This window comes from Intestinimonas massiliensis (ex Afouda et al. 2020) (assembly GCF_001244995.1).
GTDB classification, from domain to species: Bacteria; Bacillota; Clostridia; order Oscillospirales; family Oscillospiraceae; genus Intestinimonas; species Intestinimonas massiliensis.
In genome coordinates, this window is the sequence record NZ_LN869529.1 from 402617 (window position 1) to 421455 (window position 18839).

At 46.9% G+C, this 18839-nt stretch carries 13 protein-coding genes; 10 read left to right on the forward strand and 3 right to left on the reverse strand.

The genetic code is table 11. From position 1 onward, the window contains the following. Positions 1 to 164 precede the first annotated feature (164 nt). The 8 genes from BN2154_RS06035 (at position 165) to BN2154_RS06070 (ending at position 12737) form a co-directional block, all read left to right on the forward strand. Positions 165 to 380, forward strand: a complete 216-nt coding sequence (locus BN2154_RS06035; protein WP_050617973.1) for a helix-turn-helix domain-containing protein — start codon at positions 165 to 167, stop codon at positions 378 to 380. Then, the gene (locus BN2154_RS06040) at positions 373 to 1827 is read left to right on the forward strand and encodes an RNA-binding domain-containing protein (RefSeq protein WP_050617974.1); all 1455 of its coding nucleotides are present in this window, start codon (positions 373 to 375) and stop codon (positions 1825 to 1827) included. Before BN2154_RS06035 ends, BN2154_RS06040 begins: the two co-directional genes overlap by 8 nt. Positions 1828 to 2007: 180 nt before the next feature. Beyond that, positions 2008 to 2658 (forward strand): SIMPL domain-containing protein, encoded by a 651-nt coding sequence (locus tag BN2154_RS06045; protein WP_050617975.1) that lies wholly within the window; start codon positions 2008 to 2010, stop codon positions 2656 to 2658. A 21-nt stretch (positions 2659 to 2679) separates the two neighbouring features. After that, positions 2680 to 4452 (forward strand): type I restriction-modification system subunit M, encoded by a 1773-nt coding sequence (locus tag BN2154_RS06050; RefSeq protein WP_050617976.1) that lies wholly within the window; start codon positions 2680 to 2682, stop codon positions 4450 to 4452. Beyond that, positions 4445 to 5746, forward strand: coding sequence for a restriction endonuclease subunit S (locus BN2154_RS06055; RefSeq protein WP_050617977.1), 1302 nt, complete (start codon positions 4445 to 4447; stop codon positions 5744 to 5746). Before BN2154_RS06050 ends, BN2154_RS06055 begins: the two co-directional genes overlap by 8 nt. Continuing rightward, a complete protein-coding gene (locus BN2154_RS06060) occupies positions 5743 to 6396 on the forward strand; it encodes a hypothetical protein (RefSeq protein WP_050617978.1) in 654 nt (217 codons plus the stop codon). Before BN2154_RS06055 ends, BN2154_RS06060 begins: the two co-directional genes overlap by 4 nt. Further along, the gene (locus BN2154_RS06065) at positions 6396 to 9500 is read left to right on the forward strand and encodes a type I restriction endonuclease subunit R (protein WP_050617979.1); all 3105 of its coding nucleotides are present in this window, start codon (positions 6396 to 6398) and stop codon (positions 9498 to 9500) included. Before BN2154_RS06060 ends, BN2154_RS06065 begins: the two co-directional genes overlap by 1 nt. A gap of 90 nt (positions 9501 to 9590) precedes the next feature. Continuing rightward, positions 9591 to 12737 (forward strand): SIR2 family protein, encoded by a 3147-nt coding sequence (locus tag BN2154_RS06070; protein WP_242853705.1) that lies wholly within the window; start codon positions 9591 to 9593, stop codon positions 12735 to 12737. Positions 12738 to 12874: 137 nt separating this feature from the next. Here BN2154_RS06070 and BN2154_RS06075 read toward each other — a convergent pair whose 3' ends face one another. Then, a complete protein-coding gene (locus tag BN2154_RS06075; RefSeq protein WP_195892317.1) occupies positions 12875 to 13819 on the reverse strand; it encodes a sigma-70 RNA polymerase sigma factor region 4 domain-containing protein in 945 nt (314 codons plus the stop codon). A gap of 54 nt (positions 13820 to 13873) precedes the next feature. Here BN2154_RS06075 and BN2154_RS06080 point away from each other — a divergent pair, with 54 nt between their 5' ends. Beyond that, complete coding sequence (locus tag BN2154_RS06080) at positions 13874 to 14032, forward strand: MerR family transcriptional regulator (protein ID WP_195892318.1); 159 nt, start codon at positions 13874 to 13876, stop codon at positions 14030 to 14032. A 54-nt stretch (positions 14033 to 14086) separates the two neighbouring features. Further along, positions 14087 to 15316, forward strand: coding sequence for a tyrosine-type recombinase/integrase (locus BN2154_RS06085; RefSeq protein ID WP_050617983.1), 1230 nt, complete (start codon positions 14087 to 14089; stop codon positions 15314 to 15316). Positions 15317 to 15354: 38 nt separating this feature from the next. Here BN2154_RS06085 and BN2154_RS06090 read toward each other — a convergent pair whose 3' ends face one another. Together BN2154_RS06090 and BN2154_RS06095 are read right to left on the reverse strand one after the other, a co-directional pair. Further along, a complete protein-coding gene (locus BN2154_RS06090) occupies positions 15355 to 17058 on the reverse strand; it encodes a retron Ec67 family RNA-directed DNA polymerase/endonuclease (protein ID WP_050617984.1) in 1704 nt (567 codons plus the stop codon). Positions 17059 to 17869: 811 nt separating this feature from the next. Continuing rightward, positions 17870 to 18586 (reverse strand): MerR family transcriptional regulator, encoded by a 717-nt coding sequence (locus tag BN2154_RS06095; RefSeq protein WP_050617985.1) that lies wholly within the window; start codon positions 18584 to 18586, stop codon positions 17870 to 17872. Positions 18587 to 18839 lie beyond the last annotated feature (253 nt).

Genomic DNA, 18839 nt, shown 5'->3' on the forward strand with positions numbered 1-18839 from the left:
AATCGGAACGCTTTCGTGGCTTTTCGTCGCAACCGAACAATCTGAAATCTTCTCTCTGAAATTAAAATCACAAATCTGAAAACTGGATTTTCGATAGACAAAACGGCATCTTTGTGCTAAGATTATACTGTATCATTGTAAACTCAGTGCATGAGGTGTTAATTATGACTGTTTGCTACAATAAATTGTGGAAGCTCCTGATCGATAAGAATATGAAGAAGAAGGATCTGCGTCTGGCTACTGGTATGTCCACTACCGCCCTTGCCAAACTGGGCAAGAACGAGCATGTCAGCACAGAGATCCTCACAAAGATTTGCAAAGCGCTTGACTGTGACTTCTGCGACATCATTGAACTGGTGAAGGAGGAGCAGCATGATTGATTTTTCTAAGATAGAGCAGTATCGGGAGAATAACCGCATCGAGGCCAAGAAAGCCCTTGGCGGTCTGCCCAAGAGTATTTGGGAAACCTATTCTGCCTTTGCGAATACCCATGGCGGTATTATCCTGTTGGGCGTGGAGGAACTGGCCGATAAATCCTTCCGCACGGTGGATCTGCCTGACCCGGAGAAACTCATCAAGGAGTTCTGGGATATCGTCAATAATCCCAACAAGACCAGCGTGAATGTGCTGTCTTCCAAGGATGTGTTCGTTCAGGAGGTGGACGGTGACCATATCGTGGTCATCAATGTACCCCGTGCGGAGCGATCCTATAAGCCGGTCTATGTAGATGGCAATCCCCTCTGTACCTATCGACGTAACGGCGAGGGTGATTACCGCTGCACCAAGGAAGAATATCAGGCCATGGTGCGGGATGCCTCCGTGAAAACCCAGGATATGCTCGTCCTCGACGAAATGGATATGTCGGTATTTAACAAGGAGAGCGTCCGCAGCTACCGCCAGAGAATGCGTCTGTCCCGTCCCGGTCATATTTGGGAGGCTCTGGAGGATGAAGATTTCCTCCTGAAGCTGGGCGCCGTTGGCATTGGCTCCGATGGAAAGAAACATCCCACCTCTGCCGGGCTTCTCATGTTTGGCAACGAATACGACATCGTGCGGGAATTCAACGCTTACTTCCTGGACTATCAGGAACAGTACGATGCCGACACCCGCTGGACTGACCGTATCATCTCTTCTTCTGGTGACTGGAGCGGTAATGTGTACGACTTCTATTTCCGGGTCTACAACAAGTTGATTCAAGACGTCAAGGTTCCCTTCAAGATGGAGGGCGGCACCAGAGTGGATGATACCAATGTGCATAAAGCCTTGCGCGAAGCACTGGCAAACTGCCTGGTCCACGCTGATTATTACGGCAGACAAGGCCTGGTCATCATCAAAAAGCAGGATTCCATCACGATGGCCAATCCCGGCGGATTCCGCATTGAGGTCGATGCTGCAAAAAGCGGTGGTGTGTCTGACCCCCGGAACGGAACGATGCTGAAAATGTTCAACCTGATCGATATCGGTGAGCGCTCCGGCAGTGGCATCCCTCTCATTTTCGGTGCCTGGCGCGAGCAGGGCTGGGCAATGCCTGCTGTCACAGAGCAGCTTGAGCCGGAGAGAACAATACTGACACTCATATTCGAAAAAATCGGCGATAAAAAATCGGCGATAAAAATCGGCGATAAAAAATCGGCGATAAACGCAAAGATGAAGGAAACCATCATTGTGTATCTTACCGATCATGCAGAAGCAAAGGCTTCCTCGATTGCTGAGTATATCGGTCTCAAACCGTCCCGCACAAGAGATTATCTGAATGAGCTGATTGCGGAGGGAATCGTTGTTGCCGATGGCAGTAACCGCAACAGAACCTATAGATTGAAGGCTTAACGGTTCTGTTATTAGCCAAGAGAATGAGAAAAGCCGATTTGCGCTATGCTGGATACAATCTCTGGATTGTTGTTGAGCAAGTAACAGTCGAACAGTATGTCCGTTTTTTGGGACACATAAGCCTGTAAAATACGAATATGGGAGATTATAAATGTCTCCAGAAAACGGAGGTAGCGATTAATGGCAAGAACGATTACTGTAAAAGGCATCGGCAAGGCATCCGCAAAACCCGACTATGTGGTACTTTCCATGACCCTGGAATCCAAACATAAGGATTACGATAAAGCAATGGAAATGGCTGCTGACCATATCCAGCATCTCAATGAAACCCTATGCGGCGCCGGTTTTGAGAAAGGCTCTGTGAAAACTACGAACTTTAATGTCCGCACCGACTATGACCGGGTAAAAGACCGCAACGGTAATTATCAGAGTGTATTCTGTGGATATGAAGTGACCCACAATCTGAAACTTGCTTTTGATTTTGATATGGGCAGACTGTCCTTGGCGCTTTCCGCTATTGCCGGTTGTCTGTCTCACCCGCAGCTTTCGGTGGCCTTTACTGTGAAGAATGCGACTGCTATCAATGAGGAAATGCTCCGTTCCTCCACCGCCAATGCAAAGAAAAAAGCCGAGATCCTATGCGAAGCATCCGGCGTTACAATGGGTGACCTCATTGCCATTGACTACAATTGGGGAGAACTGGATATCTACTCCCATACCCGTTATGAGTGTTGCGAGGACACCATGCCTTTGATGGCAAAATCCATCGATATCGATCCTGAAGATATTGATGTCAGCGACACTGCCACATTTGTGTGGGAAATCAAATAAGCGGAGGAAACCACCATGTCTATGAACGAACTGCAAAAGCAGACAAATGCAAATATACAGGCGAAAGCCAATCTGATCTGGGAAATTGCGACCCATCTGGTGGGTCTGTTCAAGCCCCACGAGTACGGCAAGGTTATTCTTCCCATGACCGTCTTGAAGCGTTTTGATGATGCTCTGAAGCCTACCAAGGCAGCTGTCGTGGAAATGGCAAAGAAGCTGGACGCACAGCATGTTGAGGGTGCTGCCCGTGACGGTATTCTGTGCCGTGTATCCAAGTATGATTTCTACAACACCAGCAACTATGATTTTGCAAAGCTGATCGCTGATCCTGACAATGTGGAGAGCAACTTTGACGCCTATCTGCAGGGTTTCTCTTCCAATATCAAGGACATTATCGAAAACTTCGACTTTGCCAATACTGTCAAGTTGATGGTCAAAGGCGGCGTTCTGTTCGTGACCCTGCAGGAGTTCAACTCCGCAAAGGCCGATATGTCCCCGGACAAGATCACCTCTGCCGATATGGGCTATATCTTTGAGGAACTGATCCGGAAATTTTCCGAGTCTTATGACGAACAGGCTGGTGCTCACTTCACAAGCCGCGACATTATCTATCTGATGACCGAGCTGTTGGTGGCTCCCGAAAAGGCTGAGATCATGGCAGAGGGCTGCACCAAGACTGCCTACGATATGGCGATGGGTACTTCCCAGATGCTTGGCTGTCTGACTGAGCGACTGCAGGCAATCAGCTCCGATGCTACTTTGACCTGCTTCGGACAGGAGTTCAACCCCGAAACTTACGCTATCGCAAAGGCTGATATGCTCATCAAGGGCGGCAACGCATCCGGCATGAAGTACGGTGACACTCTGAGTGATGATGCGTTCACCGGCTATGAGTTTGACTATATTATTTCCAATCCGCCTTTCGGCATCGACTGGAAGCGCGAAAAGACTCAGGTTGAGGCGGAAGCCAAGCGCGGCTTTGACGGCCGCTTTGGTCCTGGTCTGCCTGCAATCTCCGACGGACAGATGCTGTTTATGCTGAACGGTGTGAAGAAGCTGAAGGAAGGCTCCGGTAGAATGGCGATCATTCAAAACGGATCTTCTTTGTTCACGGGTGATGCCGGTTCTGGTGCATCTGAGATCCGCCGCTATGTCATTGAGGGCGATCTGGTGGAAGCTATCATTCAGTTGCCCACCGATCTGTTTTACAACACGGGTATCTCTACATACATTTGGGTGCTGACCAAGGGAAAGGCAATGCACCGCAGCGGCAAGGTTCAGCTGATCGACGCGAGCAAGTGCTTTGTAAAAAGACGGAGGAATATCGGTTCTAAGCGGGTTGATTTGGATGATGTCAGCATCGATATCATTCTCCGTGCCTACGAAGGCTTCGTGGATGAAACCTACGAGGAAAACGGCCTTGTGGTGGAATCCAAGGTGTTTGACAACAGCTTCTTCGGCTTTACAAAGGTGACGGTTGAAACCGCACAGACAGATGCCGGCGGCAAGCCTGTTCTGAAGAAGGGAAAGAAGCAGCCGGTCAAGGGAGCGTCTGATACCGAAATCATCCCGTTGTCCGAAGATATCGATGCCTATATGGAGAAGAATGTCCTGCCCTATAATCCGTTGGCCTATATTGACCCGTTGAAGGACAAGATCGGCTACGAAGTGCCGTTTACTCGCCTGTTCTATAAGTTCGAGGCTCCGGCATCCTCTGCGTCTATCTTTGAGGACATCAAGGCATTGGAGGCGGAGGAAACAATTCTGATGAAGGAGTTGTTTGGTAATGCGTGATATGAAAGATAGTGGTGTTGCATGGCTGGGCGAAATTCCTTCACATTGGGAAGTTGTATATCCTAAAGCTTTATTCCGGTTAAGAAAAGAAAAAGCTAAACCAGGAGATCGACAGCTTACAGCGAGTCAGCAGTACGGTGTCATTTATCAAGAAGATTATATGGCATTAACTGGAAGCCGAGTAGTTGTTGTTGAAAAAGACTTTGACATTTTGAAGCGAGTCGAAAAAGGCGATTTTGTCATTAGTATGAGGAGCTTCCAAGGTGGCTTGGAGTACAGCGAAAATGCTGGTTCAATTAGCTCTGCCTATGTTATGCTTATTCCTAACTTGGAATATGTTGTTCCTGAATTCTACAAATGGGTATTGAAATCTCCTACATATATTACTGCACTGCAATGTACCTCTAATCTAATTCGTGATGGACAGGCAATGAGGTATTCAAACTTTGTACAAGTCCCATTATGTATTATTCCGAAGGAAGAACAAAGGAATATTGCAAATGCGCTAAGTAATGAGTGTGGGAAGATTGATGCGCTCATTGCAAATGTACAGGCGCAGATTGAAAAGCTGAACGCCTACAAGCAGAGCATAATTACCGAAGTTGTCACGAAGGGCCTTAATTCCACTGTGTCGATGAAGGATAGTGGTATAGATGTTTTCCCATCCGTTCCCGAACATTGGAATGTGCAAAAGACACTTACAACATTGACCATGCCAATTACAGACGGTCCGCACACAACCCCAGAATTACTTCCGGAAGGTATTCCGTTTGTTTCCGCAGAGGCCGTATCCTGTGGAAACGGTAGCATTGACTTTGACCATATAAGAGGTTTCATTTCACAGGAATTCTACGATGAATGTAGCAAAAAGTATGTGCCGCAGATGCACGACATTTATATGATCAAATCTGGTGCAACAACTGGCAGAGTTTCTGTGGTTGACACTGAGAGAATTTTTACGATTTGGTCCCCGCTGGCGGTTTTTCGCTGCAATCCAGATGTAGTACATTTTAGATTTTTATATTATTTCCTGCAATCAACAGCCTATCAGAGACAGGTTCAATTTGGTTGGACTTATGGCACACAGCAAAACATCGGTATGAGAACATTAGAACGCCTAAAGGTTTTTGTGCCTCCACTTGATGAGCAATATGCCATTGCGGAATACTTAGATGCCAAATGTATTCAAGTAGACCGGTTGATTGCCATCAAGCAGGCAAAAATCGAAAAACTGGAACAGTATAAGCGTTCTCTCATTTACGAATATGTCACTGGAAAGCGGGAGGTATCATGAAGAAAGATAAGAAGCATCCAGAAAAGATACATTTCTTCAAGGCGGCTATTCCGGCAATGCTGTTTGGAATCTATGTAATTCTTGACTATTTGAATGTGCCGCAGTTGCTCGGCCTTTCCAGTGACCGGATCAACATGGATTTCTTCGATGTGTTTCTGAATTCTGTGATTGTGGTTGTTTTGTACATCATCACATACTACTTCGTGGACAGACGGCAAATTCAAAAGGATGCGAATTCCAAAGATACGGCAGATGTATTGCTTCTGTATACATACAAAGAGTGTCTGGATAATTTGCGGATGGTTTGGAACAGCGAATGGGTTAAGAAATACATTGTTCCCAAGGTGGATGGCAACAAGCCTGTGACGGAAAACAAGATTATAATGAATCTTCAGCGCCTTCCGTTTTCTTCAAAGGGAGAAATTCTGGAATTATCAAAAAGCGGTTATGTGGAAAAAGAAGTATTGGCTCGGTATCTCCACATCCAGCAAGAATATAACCATATCATCAATATGAAAATCACTTTTTACGACCTGATCAATCCGCAAACTGCTGATCAACAGGCACTTTTTATGGATATCAATCACAGAAGTGACGAACTGATGTCCTTACTCGGCGAAGAAATCAAAAGATTGGAGGGAACATCGTGATGGATAAAAGCGAGAAACGATTTGAATGGGATATAGAATCTTTCCTGATTTCCCCGGAAGGCGGCTACACCCAGTTCTGCGGACAGGATGCTGAGGGCAATTGGGTACATACCCGTCAGCACGATGTTTCTAAGTGCATCTATATGGATGTACTCTGCGAGTTTATCGCCAAGACCCAGCCCAAGGAATGGGCTAAGTACACCAAATATTATGGTGCCAATGCTGCGGACAAGTTGTACCACCGGCTGGAGACCACTATCTCCAACCAGGGCCTGCTGTATGTCCTGCGCAATGGCATTGAGGATATGGGCTGCAAGCTAAAGGTATGCTTCTTTAAACCGGAGTCCGATTTGAATCCAGTTGATGCCGAACGCTACGAAGCAAACATTCTCGGCTGCGCCCGTCAGTTCCGCTACACGATGGCAAACACTAATACCATCGACATGGTGCTTTCCGTGAACGGTATTCCCGTGGTGGCTCTGGAACTGAAGAACCAGTTGACCGGGCAGGACTATGTCTGTGCCATCAACCAGTTTAAGCACGACCGCAGCTCCAAGGAGTTTGCATTCCGTCTGAACCACCGTTTCCTGGTCTACTTTGCTGTTGACCTTTACGAAGCATGGATGACCACACAGTTGGCAGATGGCAGCACTCGATTCCTGCCGTTTAACCAGGGCTCTAACGGCGCTGGAGTGACCGGTGGCGCAGGTAACCCGCAGAATCCCAATGGTTATGCCACAAGCTATCTGTGGGAGGAAGTTCTGCAGCGTGACAGCCTTCTTGACCTGATCCACCGCTTCATTTCCTTTGTGAAGGAAAAAGAGGAAGTAGTTAAGAACGGCGTTACTAAAACAGTCACCAAGGAAAAGATGATTTTCCCGCGTTACCACCAGTATGATGTGGTGCGTAAAATTATGGCCGATGTGCGCCAGAACGGCGTCGGTACGAACTATCTGATTCAGCACTCCGCAGGTTCTGGCAAATCCAATTCCATTGCATGGATCGCATACCGACTTGCATCTGTTCATGATGCCGAGAACAATGGTCTGTTCGACTCTGTTATCGTGGTCACCAACCGTGTGGTGTTGGACAGCCAGTTGCAGGATACTATTAACAGCTTTGAACATCAGGTCGGTCTGGTGGAAGCGATTGATGATAAAAAGAACTCCCGCAGCCTTGCGGAAGCTATCAATGATAAAAAACGTATCATCATCTGTACTATTCAGAAGTTCCTGTTCGCCAAGAAGGACATGGAGAAGTTCCGTGGGCGTAAGTTCGCCATCATTATTGACGAGGCGCACCAGGGACAGAATGGTGAAAGCGCAAAATCCCTCCGTCGCAGTTTGATTGATATTGGTATCGCCATCAAAGAGTATGCAGAGGAAGCTGGTATCGAGGAGGAAGAAGTGGATCTGACTGACGATTACATCAATGCAGTCATCGGTCAGGGCAGACACGATAACCAGTCCTTCTTTGCATTCACCGCAACTCCGAAGGGACAGACCCTTGAGTCCTTCGGCACTGTGGTCGGCGCGACTCCGGAGGGTGAACCCATCAAGGCTCCGTTCCATGTGTACTCCATGCGACAGGCCATTGAGGAAGGTTATATTCTGGATGTGCTGTCCAACTATACTACGGTCAAGGAAGCATTCAAGCTGATTCGCGTATCCGAGGACAACCCGGAGCTCATCGAGGGGCAAGCCTCCCGTGCGCTGTTCAAGTATTACAAACAGCACGGTTATACCATCGCTCAAAAGACAGAAATGATCATGACCAATTTCTTGGAAAACTGCCGTTATCAGATCGGCGGTAAGGGCAAGGCCATGGTCGTGGCAGACAGCCGTGCAAACGCAGTCCGCTATTATCTCGCAATCAAGAAGTACCTTGCTGACCATGCCGAGCAGTGTGTTGGCTGTGATGTTATGATCGCATTCTCCGGTGAGGTTACTCTGGACGATTATCCCAGCGAGAAGCCGTTCACCGAGGCTACTATGAATCTGGACGAGAACGGCAAGTACATCACCACCGATAAAAAGTTCCGCAAGGCGTTCCACAGTAGCCAGTACAATATCCTGGTCGTTGCAAACAAGTATCAGACCGGCTTTGATGAACCGCTGCTTCACACCATGTATGTAGATAAGAAACTGCGCGATGTAACTGCTGTCCAAACTCTCTCCCGTCTTAACAGAACTACTTTCGGTAAGAACAGCACTTTTGTTCTGGATTTTGAAAACACCGAGGAGGACATCAAGGGAGCGTTTCTGCCGTACTATGAAACTACTACCCTTGAAGGCAGCACAGATTTGAACAGAGTCTATGACCTCCGCAACAAAATCCGTGACTTCATGCTTTACAATTATGAGGACGTGGATGCATTCAATAAGTTCATGGCAACTCAGGCGAACAGAGAGCGAGATGCAACTGCTCTGGGGCGACTGGCAGGTATGTTCCGCCCTGTCATCGCACGCTACATGGATCTAAGCGACGAGGATCAATATGCCGCCCGCGACTATGTGCGTAAGTTCAACAAGGCGTATGCTTTTATCACACAGTTGGTGCGTCTCCATGACAGGGATCTGTTCAACGAGTACCAGTACACTCTGCACCTCATCAGACTTCTTCCGAGAACTGGCGGTGAGGATATTGGCAATATCGAAGATAAAATCAAGCTGGAATACGCATCCCTTACTGAGACCTTCCGTGGAGCAATCGTGCTGGACGAGAAACCGCCTGCATTTGTTCCTGGAGGCAGCACTGCTCCGAAGGTGCCGAACAAGAAGAAAGATACGCTCCAGAGTATTATTGACAAAGTGAATGAACGCTTCAGCGGTAATTTCACTGATGCCGACCGCGTTATTATCGAGGGCATCTATCAGATGTTCATGAAGGACTCTGAGGTCAAGAAGTTCAGAAAATACGCCAAGGACAACAGCACAGAAATGTTTGTGCGGTCTTTGTTCCCGGATAAGTTCCGTGATATCGTGACTCAGTGCTTCCTCGACAATAACGACTCCTTTGCAAAGCTGTTCAATGACCCGGACTTCTACCAGAAGGTTCAAGAAGCAATGGCACAGGAATTGTACAAGGCATTGAGAAAAGAGTAATACGATGTACCATTTTACACTTGCAGCTTTGGTTGCTGTTGGAGACCGAATATAAGGCCAATTTTTAGAGCAAAGAATGGGGGTATGGATATGCAGATACTTCAATTAGATGAGTTTTTAAGGTCAATAAAACAAAATATAGATACTCCACATTCTTTGCTACTCGGTGCAGGTGCATCTATTGAGTCGGGAATCCCATCGGCAGCAGACTGCATTTGGGATTGGAAACGTGAAATCTATTTATCGCAAAACCCAGGTGCAATAGGAAACTTTGACAATTCCAAGTCTGAGGGTGTCCGCAGAGTTATTCAGCGGTGGATCGATTCACAAAATATATACCCGGCAGAGAATAGCGCAGAGGAGTACTCGTATTTTGCGGAAAAGGCATACCCAATAGCGGATGACCGCCGGAAATACTTTCAGCACTTGGTGTCAAACCATGATCCAAGCTTGGGATATCATCTGATTTCTTTGCTTGCGTTAGAAAATATAATAAAAAGTGTGTGGACAACAAATTTTGATGGTATGACACTGAAGTGTGCACATCAATACAGCCCGCTCGTCCCCATAGAAATAACCGCAGAAACCTCGGACAGGATATACCGTGGCGATGTCGACAAGGAACTCCTATGCATCGCTTTACATGGTGACTATAAATATGGGGCGCTAAAAAACACGGAGAAAGAACTTGATTCGCAAGACGGTGAACTGGTAAAGGCATTGCTGCATGAACTGACCAACCGAGATTTAATTGTTATGGGATACAGCGGGCGAGACCAGTCACTTATGAATGCTTTGCAGCAAGTTTATTCGACGAAAGGTGCGGGCAAACTTTTTTGGTGTGGTTACGGAACGAGGGTTTCATCAGAAGTTAAAGCGTTGGTTGAGATGGCCAACAAAAATGGCAGGGCCGCTTTCTATATTCCAACTGAAGGCTTTGACAGTACAATGTATGCAATCGCCCGCCACTGCATGAGTGAAAATAGAGAGTTTTTGGGGAAAGTGGACGATATCAAAAAGAAGCTGTCTATTACACTTGAGCCACAGCATAGTGGGTTCCTGCAACCTAATCTAACTATAAACAAAGTGGTAAGCACCAATGCGTTCCCAATCGCATTCCCAAATCAGTGCTACCAGTTTGAGGTTTTGCTTGCTCCTGGCGAAAAACAGTGGGATTTTTGCAAAATGCTGGGTAGAGATGATGTTATGGCTGTGCCCTATAAGAATCTTGTGTATGCGTGGGGGGCGAAATCTGTCATCGAGGAAGCGTGCAAAGGCAAGCTAAAAACCAATATTGAGTTATGCCCGTTAAGCAGAGCGACAATCGCTGGAAATGGTACATTTCGGGAGTTATTGCTCAAAACACTTGTTCACATTCTTGCCGCAAGCCATGGCCTGGGACATTCAAAGGACAAAATCTGGGATACAAAAGAAGTGTTGAAGTACCGTATTGGAGCCAAAACTGTTACAGCATATTCTGGAGTCCGGCTTGCGTTGTTATTTGATAACAAATACAGTTATCTCACACTTGTTCCGAGTTTTATGTACGCGGATGACGCAGTACTGAACAGGGAAGAAAAAAAGCAATTTGCGGACTGGTTCAATGCGAAAGTCAATAATGGTCGTCCAAACCAAAACGCAAATGAGTACATTAGAAAATGGGTCAGAAAAGTAATCGGCAATAAAAGGTTTTCTGCCAATTATCCTTTAGGGAGTACAACGAACTTTACATTTTCGGTTGTAAATAGCAGTGCGTTGGTTGGCGTGAACTTCGGAAAACAAGCTTCGATACAATTGCCTGATACCATTTCGCCCAAACGGATTATTTTTTCTGGAATAGAATATCGAGATCCAACACTTCGATTCTGCGGCGCATCTATGCGCGATGTGGCTGAAGATTTCCATCCAATGCGCGGGTTGATTCTGAATGCCCCTGTAGATCATGCCATGAATAACGGCGTATTACATTCTGCAATCTCGGTAGGGGTGGTTTGTCCAGATGAGCATAACCAAAAGTTTGCTCAGTTCATTTCCGGTTTGAATCGCCAGTCGCAAGCGAAGCACAATACTGATTATCTGATTTCTTTCCCGGGTTTCTATCAGGCCTTCAAGACGGGTCTTGATTTACCAGATCCCAACAGCAGCAAGTGGAAGCAAATTACCGCTTCAAGTGAGCGGAATGTCCATAAAGCCGCTGTTGAGTTTGGTGATTCAATAATCAGAAAAATTGACCAGCTTAGCGCAAACTCTATTGATGTTATACTGATTTACATTCCCAAGGAGTACGAAGTATTCACATCATATACCGATGGAACGGTAAATTATGATTTACATGATTACATTAAAGCTTACGCTGCGCAAAAACAGGTAGCAACACAATTTGTTCGAGAAAAAACGATTGAGAGCGATCTGCATTGCCAAATTATGTGGGCTCTTTCTTTGGCGCTGTATGTAAAGTCCGGGCGGACTCCTTGGGTGGTGAACGGAATACAGCCAGATACGGCTTTTGCTGGAATTGGATACAGTGTTATGAATGGACCGTCAGGAAGCAATGTGGTTGTTGGTTGTAGCCATATATACTCTTCTGATGGTCGTGGAATGAAGTACAAGCTTTCCAAAATTCAAGATTATTCGTTCGACAGAAAGAAAAATCCGTATTTGTCCGAAGAAGAAGCATATAGAATTGGTCTCAATATCAAAGAATTGTTCTACAAATCTTTTTCTGAACTACCGAAGCGGGTCGTTATTCACAAACGTACCCCTTTCCGAAAAGAGGAAGTCAAAGGATTGGTGGAAAGCCTGTCATCTGCGGGAGTTAAGAATATAGAGCTTCTTGAGATAACATACGAAGATAACCTGAAGTGCTTTGCGTTAAATGAGCGTTGTACACAGGTGGACGGATATCCTGTGCGTCGAGGGATGTGCTTCCCAATTGACAAAAACACCATGTATCTTTTTACCCATGGAATTGCATCATCTGTAATTTCTCCGAACAGGAGATATTTCCAGGGCGGTAAAAGTGTTCCGCTACCACTAAAAGTGGTTAAACACTATGGTTCTGGAGATATGGCGCAGATCGCTACGGAAATTCTTGGATTGTCGAAAATGAACTGGAACAGTTTTGGACTGTATTCAAAACTGCCCTGCACGATAGAATCTTCGAATGAAATTGCACGAATCGGATGGTTGCTGTCTCAATTTGAGGGAACACTTTACGATTATCGCTACTTTATGTGAAATCCGATGTAACCAAAGCGGGCGGCAATAAACAGTGATACTAAAACCACCAGACAAATGACGGCAAAACCAACGATAACACCATACAATCAGAAGGAGCTGAGACCGACAAGTCTCAGCTCCTTCTTTCATAACAACTATTCTTTTCTCTGTGATCCATTCCGGCTGGCCCAGTGGTTGCGCAGTAGGCCTTCGATCTCTCTGTCCTTGAATCGGAAGAATACCGGGATGGCAACTGCTGCCGCGATTGCATAACCAACGTACTCCAGCCAAGGATACAGCGGCAGGAACTGCTCCACGATGATCTCGATTCCAAAATAGAATGCAAACAACGCAAGCAGTACGAAGAACAGAGTAACAGTAGAACCAGAGCCTTCGCGTTTTGTAATCTTACTCTTCAACTGACGAAGCGCACGAGCCCGGATATCCCGGATATTTCTGGACGAACACTGTTTGTCCCGTGCGACGGATTCGGTGGACTCGCCGTTGATGACCGTGCGAAACAAAACCTCTCTCTGCAACTCAGTCAGCTCATGAAGTCCCTCCTCAAGTTCCTTGCTCACATACATGAGCGGGTCTTCGTCAGACCCCTCCGGCAGGTACTTCGCCCGGTCGAACCAACGCATATCATCGTAGATCGCATTGCGCACTTCCTCCGGCAGGAACGCTTCCGGATTGTAGGAAATGGGTTGTCTCATCTCTGCCTCTTCCAGTGAGTCCAGAGAAACGCGCTTATGGAAGTTCGCTTCGCTGTAGTAGAGTACACGCTCCAGCTCCTTCCACTCCTCCGGATGTTCCTTCACCCACTGGTCTGCGGCAGCGGCGGCTTCCGGGTCCATGGAGTGTATCCAACGCCAATCGGCCTGCAGCTCTTTATACGATTGAGATTTTCTGAAGGACATGAACTCACCACACTTTCCGCGTCCAAAAAATTTTTGAAAAATTTTCGTTTCCGACCTTCCGATTTTACGATTTTTCTCTAAGTAATAGTAGAAGGACAATTTCACCCGGATGGAATCCCCTTCGGTTCGGTACGGCACGGTATCCGCGCTGACGAACCAACATGGTTTTCGAATGAGCATCTTACGAGGAAATGGCAAGACTGATCCTCAAGAGTCCGTATATCAAAAGCACTGGTGGAGCATGTGCTGGGTATCGGTCTGGCCCACGCCTATGAGGTGGCCCACCGCAGGGATTTCCCCACCATCACTCTGGGAAGCCGCATCATTGTCCCCCGTGACAAATTCATGGAATGGATCGACGAACAGGCGGCGAAAAAATCTGAAATATTATGATAGCTATTTCGGAGATTCTGTGGTATTTGTTTGTGTTACCAAGGAGGGATCAATATGGCAAAGAAACGAGCCAACGGTGAGGGCAGCATCCGTAAAAAGCCCAGCGGCCGCTGGGAGGGCAGATATACCCAGGGCATCGACCCGGTCACCGGCCGGGCTATCCAGAAAAGCGTGTCCGCAAAGACTCAGGCGGAGTGCAAGGAGAAGCTGGCGAAAGCCATTCGGGAAAACCGTGGCATACCGCTCAACCACACCGGTGACTACACCGTAGCGGAGTGGTGCCGCCTGTGGTTTGAGACTTACAGCAAACCCAACATCCGCTACAACACTGCCAAGGGTTATGAGGGGATCATCGAGCACCACATCATCCCGGCCATCGGCGCCATCAAACTCAAACAGCTCACGTCCATCCACATCCAGAGAATGTACAACGATGTGAAAGAAAACGGCAGGATGCAGCGAGGGGCGAAGCAGAACGACAAAGCCCTGTCCAACACCTTCGTGCGGCGTATTCATGCGGTGCTGCAGGCGGCGCTGAAACAGGCGGTAAAGGAACGGCTCATCCCATACAACCCCTGTGAGAACTGCCGCATCCCGCCCAAGGACAAGAAAGAGATGACCATCCTGCCGCCGGAGAAAATCGGCAGATATCTTCAGGAAGCGGAGAAGTACGGCGTCCTGCCTATGTTCTATCTGGAACTGCCCAGCGGCCTGCGTCGGGGCGAACTGCTGGCGCTCCAGTGGACAGACCTGAATGTGAAAGAGCGCATCCTGACGGTAAACAAGCAGGTTACCCGTATGGAGGGCGAGCTGGATGTGACGGAGCCGAAAACGAAAAACTCGGTCCGCAAGGTGGCGCTGTCCCAACAGGCGGTGGACTTACTGGTGCAGGAGCATGAACAGCATCCGGACAACCCCATCCTGTTCCCGTCGCCCCGGACGGGCGGCTACTGGAGTCCGGACGCCGTGTCGAGGATCAACCGGAAGCTGCTGAAAAATGCAGGCATCGAGGAACACGTTCGCTTCCACGATTTGAGACACACATTCGCGACCATGGCCATCTCCAGCGGCGTGGATGTAAAAACCCTGTCCAGTATGCTGGGCCATTTCAGCGCCGGGTTCACCCTGGACACCTACACGCATATCACCAACGATATGCAGCGGGGTGCGGCGGAGAAGATCGGCGGCTTCATGGAATCGGCAACAGCAGCCAACACTCCGGAGCCTCCCGACCCGCCGGAGCAGAACCGGTGCAAGGTGATACCGTTCGAAAAGGTGGGATAAAAATATGCCGGCAGAGCATAAAACTCTGCCGGCATATTTTATTTTTCATGGGATTCAGCTTGTGCAATTATCATATCAATTACATCAAGAAGCGGAATAAACCTTGAGAAGTCAATCGTCTGGTAGTTCTCATAAACATATTGTGAGAAGATTTCTTTGCCAAAGTATTTGCTGTTGTCGAATTTATCTTTGCGGCAGAAGGTTTTTCCCTCTAAATTGAGACTCAGCAGCTCATCGGAAAACAAATCTTCTATTTCACACTCTTCTTTATCTCCCATAAGAGGTGGTGTAACCACAAATAACTTGCTGCCCGTGATTAAACGTATATGCAGATTTGCTTTGAGCTCTGCTTTTTGATCTGCGGTGGCATGCACATCCTCACCTAAGAACTTTTTTAATGGTCTCTCGCTTTTGGATTCATTGTCATACAGAAGTATGACAGGGTTATGCTGTTCGTGACCACTTAACTTATGAAAGTAAGTGAGATAAGGAGGAATTCGTTTGTTGCTACCAACATGATAACGATATAAAATTCTCATAGCATCGGCACCGTCCAAGCTGATTCCGAAGAAATACTTCCACCTTTTTGTTCGTCTGAAGAACGAAAACTTGTAGACGAATTTACTTTCAGCATCTTTTTGTATGAGCCGTGGATACTTGGTATAAAGGCTCTTCAGAGCGGCTTTTATATACCGTATATCAGTTTTTCCTTCTGTTACAATGACAGGGGTGTCATTGGCGAAAAGGTATTTATAAAAAATAAATGCTTGGTACTGTCTCTCGCGGCCATTTAGATTAAAAGCGTCATGCTTAATTTCCTGTGGATCAAGAATATTATTGTAGTGATCCAGTTGATCAATAAAAGAAAAGCGCCCTTCGAGTTGCTTGATTGATCCTGGCACGCCATCGATAAGGTACTCACCAGTAGAGTAGAGCTGATGGGCCATTGCTCTCGTTTTACGCACATAGGAGTGATTGACATTTAGCTTTTTGTTCACAATTAGCCCCGTGACTTCTTGGCGTGAATCCCTAAATTGAAGCCGGGTTTTCTTTTCGTTGATAGAGAAGCCAGCCCTTTTTATGGAAGCAGTGGCTTCCGCCAAGAATTTATCCTGATTCTCCACAAAGTTTCTGTCGTTGGTAGAGAAAGTCAAATCGTCAGCATACCTGGTGTAGTCCAGCTTGTATTTTTTGGCTACTCTCAAAAGGTAGGTATCAAGAGGTTGGCAGATGAGATTTGTGATGATTGGGGAACTGGGAGCACCCTGTGGTAGCCGACCTTGATAACAGGTCAATTGTGCGAGAATAACAGCAACATCGTGTGGTAGCTTGAAGTGATTATTTTTTTTAAAATAGCCCTGAACGCGACCAAAGTGGAAACTATCAAAAAAGCTCGCCAAGTCTAAGTTTAGGACATAACGCTTATTGCGATGAATTCTTGCATTGGTAATAATACTTTTTTCTTTCTCAAACCCATGAGAAATATTAGGTTTGATACCGTTCTCCTCCCAAATGTTTCTTTGGTAGAGCCACAGAATGTTTGAGAGTTTTTTCTGCAGGACTTTCAAATCACCAGAGGGAGCGCAGATGGCACGAGTGTCACCATTACGTTTCGGAATCTCAAAGGTGGTGTAATAACTATCCGGCTTTTTAACATAAAGAATGTGTGTTAGCTTACTGCGCGGGATACCCAAATAGTTAGCCAACTCATTTCTTGATTGAATATCACAGAATTTTTTCATAGGAACCTCCCCAAAGGGAGAGCGTGTGGCAACTCATTGTGCGAAAGGATAAGTCAACATGAGTCAACACAAGTGACATCATGGCAGGAAAGGGCTATACGCTAAAGCGCCACCCAGTTTAATCAACACTTGCGAAACACAAGTACAAAATCTTGCCACACGCTCTTTACAGACATTGAGCCTGTAGACAAATTATATCTGATTTCGACCTTTTTTTCAATCTGAATATGCGCAAGAGTACCTTCGAGTTCACATTTTAGAATGAATTTAGAATTACTCGCAGTTAGGGATGGGTTAGGGATTTTGCGGTTTCCGGCGTCCCTCTGCACCAAGGCCGCAGCCGCTATTTTACCTCTCTGACCACAATGAAAATGTGGTCAAGTACATTCAAAAAACCGAACTTTTAACGCAGAAAAACCGCCTAAAAAGGCGGTTTTTCCAAGAAAGGTGGTCCGAGTGACAGGATTCGAACCTGCGGCATCCTGCTCCCAAACTTTTGAATAAAAATTTTTCTACTTTTTCCGGTGCTTTATAGCCGTTTTTGCTTTATTGTGGATGCTCTTCGCAACTCTTGACTCCGCTATTTCCGCACACTCCACGGCTGTCTGTAGTCAAACATGTGGTCAAAAACCGCTTTCTGAACACCCTCATGACAGGGCACAGAAAGCGGTTTTCACAGTTTGCCGGAGTGCTGTGGGCAGGTAATCCGGTACCCCAGTTTGCCGCATTGTACCTCTGCTGGAGAGGTTAAGCAAGTCCTTTATGCAAGTATAGGCGGTGCAGTATTTGCATCGCTATAGACAAAGAAGAATCAATTTCCACAGTAGGCGGCGATGGCCTGTGCGACAAACGCTGCCGTGCCCTCACCGCCAGCCATGTCAATGTTTTTACGGAAGCGGTCATCGGCCACATACATCTGGCCTAAGCCTGCCAGAATCTCCGGCGTGCAAGTGTAAAAATGGTCGGTGATGAATTGCTGCAAATCATGAATGGCCGCCTGCGCTTCCAGCGAGGTAGGAGCAAGATGCTTCAGCTCGCCCAGCTTTGCAAAGTGCCTCATCAAATCGGCAGGGTTGCCGGTAGACCCGCCTTTTTCATGCTGCTGATATTCCTGATAGGCGATGGTATTGCCCCATTTTTCTTTGACCTCTGCGGTGTACTTCTCTTGCTCGGTTTTACTAAATGCGTCAAATTTCATAGGTATCACTCCTGTTTCTAAGGTTTCACGGGCGAGGGTGATGAGCCGTCCCAACCGCGCCTGTCGCAGCTCCAGCAGCTTGATCTGATCTGTGAGAGCGGTGGCCTGGTCGAATTTCGGGTCATCCAGAATGCGCTTGATGTCCTTGAGCGGAAATTCCAGCTCGCGAAATAGCAAAATGGATTGAAGCCGCGCCAAGGCTGTATCGTCATACAGCCGGTAGCCCGATTCTGTGAGGGCTGTGGGCGGCAGCAACCCGATGGCATCATAGTGGTGAAGTGTCCGGACACTGACACCGGCCAGTTTGCCGACTTCGTGAATGGTCATCATGGGCATCCCTCCTCCGTGTGAGCTTACCATACACTATAACGTAACGGAAAAGTCAAGAGGGAAATGGAATGTTTTGAAATATCTGTAATGGTAAAATTGAATATCGCTATACAAATGATGTGCTAGAGACAATAGTGAGGACTGACGTCAAAAAGGTAAGAAAGCTCATAAATTAGATCATATACGAAGAGAGTGAAAATGCCTCTTGACAAGCTGTAAGTCATTTCTTATAATTATGCTTGTACACGAGAAA